Below are 3,226 nucleotides of genomic sequence, written 5' to 3'. Positions count from 1 at the left end.
CCATGGCCGCCAGCAGCCCGATGGCGTCGGCGATGGCCGCGGCGGCCCGCGCGTGGCTGGGTGTGCTGGCCGGTGAGGTGGATCGGGAAGCCACCGAACAAGCAGCTCGCGGGCTGCACGCGGCCGGGCTGACCTGGGACGGTGCCCGGCTGGCCGGGCAGGCGGCGCTGCACACGCCGGACCGCCCCGCGATGTTGGCGCTGCTGGAGTGCGCCCGTTCGCTGCAGGGCAAGCCCGGACGGCCGCGCGCGGTCGGCGGCCCGGACGGCGGAGCGCTCAGCGGCCGCGAACGCGAGGTCGCCGAGCTGGTGCTGTCCGGGCTCACCTACAAGCAGGTCGGCAAGAAGCTGTTCATCTCCGCCAAGACCGTGGAGCACCACATCGGGCGGATGAAGCAACGGCTCGGCGCGAACACCCGCGAAGATCTGCTGATCCGCCTGCGCGGCCTGCTGGACGAGTGATGCGCGGGAGTCGGCGGCGGCTCAGGTGCCGCTCGACCGCCGCGGACTCAGGGAACGGAGTCGACCGGCTCGCCCAGCGCGAGTCCGGCTCGCAGCGTCCCGGCGATCTCGCTGCACGCCTCGTTGAACCGCGTCCCGGCTTGGCGCAGGTTCGCGAATCCGTGCACGAGGTCGTCGAACCGGCGCGCGACGACCGGGACGCCGGCTTCGGTGAGCCGCCGCGCGTACTCCTCGCCTTCGTCCCGCAGCGGGTCGAACCCGGCGGTGACCACGTGCGCGGGCGGCAGCCCGGCGAGGTCTTCGGCCAGCAGCACCGACAGCCGCACGTCGGCGCGCCGGTCCATCTCCGGCACGTACTGGTCCAGGAACCAGGTCATGTCGGCGTCGCTGAGGATCAGGTTCAAATCACCGAACACCTCGCGGGAACGCCTGCGGACCGTTGCGTCCACCGCCGGGTACAGCAGCAGCTGGAATGCCGGTTTCGTCCCGCCTTCGCGGGTGGCCTGGTAGGCCACGGACGCGGCGAGGTTCCCGCCCGCGCTGTCCCCGCCGACGGCGATCCACTCCGGCCGGGTGCCGAGTTCGGTCGCCTTGTCCACCGCGTACCGCCAGGACGCCATCGCGTCGTCGAACGCGGCGGGGAACGGGTGCTCGGGCGCGAGCCGGTAGTCCACCGACAGCACCCGCGTTCCGGCGTTCTTGGCGAGGTATCGGCACAGGTCGTCGTGGGTGTCCAGGTCGCCGACGACCCAGCCGCCGCCGTGGAAGAACACCAGCAGCCCGCTCGGGTCGTGCACGTGCTGCGGCCGGTACAGCCGGGCTGCGAGTTCGCCGGAAGGCGTGGGGATGCGCCGGTCGCCCACCGAGACACCGCTGATCTCGGTGCGTTCCACGATCCCGTGCGACTTGGTCATCATCGCGCGTGCGAGCTGCGCGGTCGGCGCGGACAGCTGGGTGCTTCCGGTGAGCTTCTGCATCTTCAGCAGCAGTTGCGCGTCCAGCGCCAGCTCTTGCCCGTCCATCCGCAGCGGCGTGCCCGCGATGGCCCGGCGGATCGGGCGCGGCAGCGCGAACACGGTGTGCAACCCGGCTCCCAGCACGCGGGTGGCCGGGGCGGAGCTGAGCGCAGCGGTGGCTATCGACATGGCGGAACCTTCCGGACGGTGAACACGCGAACCCGAGGCTACTCACAAGTAGGCGTGTTCGGGGACACCGCTTCGCACCTTGACCTTGAGCTGGCTGCAAGTCGTAGCGTGAATCGCGAGCCGCCAGCGGTACGCCGCTGCGAGGGAAGGATCGACGTATGACGGTGACCGTGGTGGGCCTCGGCGGCTCGATGCGACCGGGTTCGCAGTCCGAGCGGGCGATGCACGTCGTGCTCGCAGGCGCCCAGGCGGCCGGCGCGAAGGTGCAGGCGATCGGCGGCGACGACCTGGTGCTGCCGTTCTACGACCCGGAGGACCCGCAGCGCGTTCCCGCGGCCGGACAGCTGGTGCGGGCGTTGCGCACCGCGGACGGCGTCGTGCTGGCCTCGCCCGGTTACCACGGCACGATCTCCGGGCTGATGAAGAACGCGCTGGACTACGTCGAGGACCTGCGCGGCGACGATCCGCCCTACCTGGACGGACGGGCCGTCGGCTGCGTCGGAACCGCCTACGGCTGGCAGGCCACCGTGAGCACGTTGCACGCGCTGCGGTCGGTGGTGCACGCGTTGCGCGGGTGGCCTACGCCGCTGGGCGCCGCGGTGAACTCCACCGAGACCCGCTTCGGCCCGGACGGCGAGTGCTCCGACGCGAAGGTCGCCGAAACCCTGCGCACCATCGGTGAACAGGTCGTCGAGTTCGCGCAGCGGCGCCGCTGATTCGATTCCGTCCGCGCCGGCGAGTGATTTTCCGGCCCCGCTCGGGTACCCCACGGGTGCGTTTCCTGAACCGACTGCGCACCCGAGCACGAGGAGGTACCTCATGGGCGACAAGTCGAAGGCTCCGGTCACGAGCCCGCTGGGCGATGCGGAGCAGGACATCACCGGCAAGGCGCTGCAAGGCACCCTGCTCGACATGATCGACCTGCACCTGGTCGCCAAGCAGGCGCACTGGAACGTCGTCGGCCGGTCGTTCCGCACCGTGCACCTCCAGCTGGACGAGCTGGTCAGCGCCGCGCGCGGATTCGCCGACGACGTCGCGGAACGGGCCGCTTCGCTCGGCGTCCCGCCGGACGGGCGCGCCTCCACGGTCGCCGAGGGTTCCGGCGTGCCCACCTTCGAGAAGGGCTGGCGCCAGGACCGCGACGTGATCGAGGCGGTCGTCGAGTCGCTGGAGAAGATCATCCGGCGGATGCGCGGCCGGATCGACGAGACCGACAAGACGGACCTGGTCACCCAGGACATGCTGATCAGCATCGCGCAGGAGCTGGAGAAGACGCACTGGATGTGGCAGGCCCAGCTCGCCGAAGCCTGACTCGCGCGCACGAACGTCCCGTCGGCGCACCACTGCCGGCGGGACGTTCGTGTTCGCGGCCGGGGGAGCGCAGGAGACGTTCACCCCGTCCATCGGGGTGGAGGGGTCCGGCGCCCCGGTTCGTCAGGCGCGGCGGGCGCGCCCGTACTGGCGGGGCCAGATGTTGTCCGCGTGCAGCCGGTCCGCGGCGTGCAACGGCCAGTGCGGGTCGCGCAGCAGTTCCCGCGCCAGCAGCACCGCGTCCGCCGAGCCGGAGGAGACGACCTCCTCGGCCTGCTCCGGCGAGGTGATCAGGCCGACCGCGCCGGT

Annotated in this window: 4 protein-coding genes and 1 pseudogene; 3 read left to right on the top strand and 2 right to left on the bottom strand. The window is 71.7% G+C overall.

Annotated features, from left to right (window positions below):
- Positions 1–461 (top strand): helix-turn-helix transcriptional regulator (locus IJH84_RS09935; RefSeq protein ID WP_295143074.1); only part of this gene is annotated, 461 nt, incomplete at its 5' end.
- A 47-nt stretch (positions 462–508) separates the two neighbouring features.
- On the opposite strand, the gene IJH84_RS09930 is transcribed toward IJH84_RS09935, so the two are convergent.
- Positions 509–1,606: an alpha/beta hydrolase gene (locus IJH84_RS09930; protein ID WP_295143071.1), complete on the bottom strand. Its 1,098-nt coding sequence runs from the start codon at positions 1,604–1,606 to the stop codon at positions 509–511.
- A gap of 158 nt (positions 1,607–1,764) precedes the next feature.
- Here IJH84_RS09930 and IJH84_RS09925 point away from each other — a divergent pair, with 158 nt between their 5' ends.
- Both IJH84_RS09925 and IJH84_RS09920 read left to right on the top strand, forming a co-directional pair.
- Complete coding sequence (locus IJH84_RS09925; protein WP_295143069.1) at positions 1,765–2,322, top strand: NADPH-dependent FMN reductase; 558 nt, start codon at positions 1,765–1,767, stop codon at positions 2,320–2,322.
- A 103-nt stretch (positions 2,323–2,425) separates the two neighbouring features.
- Positions 2,426–2,917, top strand: coding sequence for a DNA starvation/stationary phase protection protein (locus tag IJH84_RS09920; RefSeq protein ID WP_200068225.1), 492 nt, complete (start codon positions 2,426–2,428; stop codon positions 2,915–2,917).
- A 123-nt stretch (positions 2,918–3,040) separates the two neighbouring features.
- Here the strand turns inward: IJH84_RS09920 and IJH84_RS09915 are convergent.
- Positions 3,041–3,226, bottom strand: a pseudogene (locus IJH84_RS09915) (oxidoreductase); the annotation flags it as partial.

The organism is Saccharopolyspora sp., from assembly GCF_017434145.1.
GTDB lineage: Bacteria > Actinomycetota > Actinomycetes > Mycobacteriales > Pseudonocardiaceae > Saccharopolyspora_C > Saccharopolyspora_C galaxeae.
Note: the sequence above shows the minus strand (reverse complement) of the source record. Positions and strands in the feature narration are given on the sequence as shown.